General features: G+C 61.7%; 2 protein-coding genes. Both read left to right on the top strand.

Going from position 1 to position 2,211, the window contains the following annotated elements; translation table 11 throughout:
• The coding region (locus ENZ75_RS29580) for an NAD(P)-dependent oxidoreductase (protein ID WP_128278538.1) at window positions 1-851 on the top strand (851 nt) is incomplete at its 5' end.
• Between the two features lie 255 nt (window positions 852-1,106).
• Window positions 1,107-2,138 carry a 2-aminoethylphosphonate ABC transporter substrate-binding protein gene (locus ENZ75_RS29575; RefSeq protein ID WP_063167536.1) on the top strand — a complete coding sequence of 344 codons (1,032 nt, stop codon included), beginning with the start codon at window positions 1,107-1,109 and terminating at the stop codon, window positions 2,136-2,138.
• The last annotated feature ends 73 nt before the right edge of the window (window positions 2,139-2,211 follow it).

Raw genomic sequence — 2,211 nt, 5'->3', positions numbered from 1 at the left:
CGATCACCGCACGGGTGATCGAGGCGGCTCCCAGATTGAACGGCATTGTCAAATATGGCGTCGGCGTCGATGCCATCGACATCCCCGCCGCGATGCGGCGTGGCATTCCCGTTGTCAACGTGCCGGATTATGCTGAGGAAACCGTCGCCGAAGGCGCCTTCGCGCTGATGATCGCGCTGGCCAAGCGGCTGCCCTCCATCACCGCGGCGGTGTCACGTGATGGTTGGATCTGGCCCGAGCAACGCTGGCTGGGGCGCGACATGTCCGGCGCCACGCTTGGGCTCGTCGGCTGCGGCAAGATCGGCCGCAGCATGGCGCGCATGGCAGGCCAAGGATTTCATGCGCGCGTTCTCGGCTTCGATCCCGGTGTCGATGTCGCAACCATGCGCACCGCCGGCATCGAGAAGGTAGAAGACCTCCACGTCATGCTGCGCGCCTGCGATTTCGTTTCCCTCCACTGCGTGCTGAACGACAGGACGCGCGGCTTGATTGGTGAAGCCGAGCTCGCTTGCCTGAAGCCTTCCGCTATCATCGTCAACGTCTCGCGCGGCGCGCTGATCGACGAGGCCGCCCTTGTCGAGGCGATCATCTCGGGGCGCATCGGCGGCGCCGGGCTCGACGTCTATTCGGTCGAGCCGCTGGCCAAATCGGGCCATCCGATGAGCGCGCTGTTCGGCCGCGACAACGTCATCCTGTTTCCGCATCTCACCTTCTTCACGCAGGGGGCCATGCGCCGGCTCGAAGACGACACGCTCGCGCGCTGCTTCGAAATTCTCGAAGGCCGGCCGGTTACCGTTCGTTCGTTCGACCCGCGGCTGCGGGCGCAGACATCTGGGGTTTCATTTGGCTGACCATCACCATCTCTGCACCCAATCGCGGGCCTTCCGCGAGGCCGGAATCGAAGCCAGGCCAGCGTTGCGACAGTTCCATGACAACTATCAGGTAAAATTTGCCTCTCATAAAATAAATAGATTTTACTTATCGATCGTCAGTCCCCAAAGTCGGCACAACGACGAGATCGAACGGTGCCGCATAAGGCTCCGGCCTACAGGCGAGATCGTCACAGTGCATCGCAGAATGTGCCATCAATCACAGGGGAACTGAGCATGAAATCGCAAAAGGCAACCATAGCTACGGCCTTCGCCGCGTCGCTGTTGGCGTCGTCGGCTCTTGTCGGACCGGCACTCGCCGACGGCGTCGTCACCATCTATTCCGCCGACGGCCTGCATGACGGCAATGGCAGCTGGTTCGAGACCGAATTCGCCGCCTTCACCAAGGCCACCGGCATCACCGTGCAGTATATCGAGGCAGGTTCCGGCGGCGTCGTCGAGCGTGTCGCCAAGGAAAAGTCGAATCCGCAGGCCGACGTGCTGGTGACCTTGCCGCCCTTCGTGCAGCGGGCCGCGGCTGACGGCCTGCTGCAGGACTACAAGCCGGAAGCCGCCGACCAGATCGATGGCGGCACAGACAAGTACCGGCCGCTGGTCAACAACTATATGAACTTCATCTACAACAGTGCCGTCCTGCCGGAAGCGCCAAAGGCCTACAACGACCTGCTCGACCCGAAGTTCAAGGGCAAGATCCAGTATTCTACCCCCGGCCAGGCCGGTGACGGCACCGCCGTCATGCTGCAGATCATCCACGCCTTCGGCAGCGAGGATGCCGGCTTCGAGTTCATGAAGAAGCTGCAGGACAACAATGTCGGCCCCTCCGCTTCGACCGGCAAGCTGACCGCGCTGGTCAACAAGGGTGAGCTGCATGTTGCCAATGGCGATCTGCAGATGAACATGTCGCAGATGGCCGACAATCCCAATATCAAGGTGTTCTGGCCGGCTGGACCTGACGGTGTGCGCTCCACCTTCGCGCTGCCCTATGAAATCGGCCTGGTCACCGGCGCACCCAACGCAGACAACGGCAAGAAACTGATCGACTTCCTGCTCTCCAAGGAAGCCCAGTCGAGCATCAGTTCCGTTGCGCTCGGCATGCCGGCTCGCAAGGACGTCAAGCCGGATGACGCCAACTTCGCCAAGGCGCAGGAGGCGATGAAAGGCGTGACCATCTGGTCGCCGAACTGGGACGACGCGCTGAGCAAGCTACCCGATTATGTCAAGCGCTGGAACGAAGCGACCGGAAGTTGATCCGCAAGGGAAACCCGGAGGACCACGCCATGTCGGCCGCAGCGTTTACTGGTACCAGTGTCATGGACATCGA

Origin of the sequence: Mesorhizobium sp. M7A.F.Ca.CA.002.04.1.1, from assembly GCF_004022805.1 — a bacterium.
In the GTDB taxonomy this organism is placed as follows: Bacteria; Pseudomonadota; Alphaproteobacteria; order Rhizobiales; family Rhizobiaceae; genus Mesorhizobium; species Mesorhizobium ciceri.
Note: the sequence above shows the minus strand (reverse complement) of the source record. Positions and strands in the feature narration are given on the sequence as shown.

Excerpts from the sequence above, each read along its gene's own strand:
- ENZ75_RS29575 (WP_063167536.1), top strand. The coding sequence starts at position 1,107 with ATGAAATCGCAAAAGGCAACCATAGCTACGGCCTTCGCCGCGTCGCTG.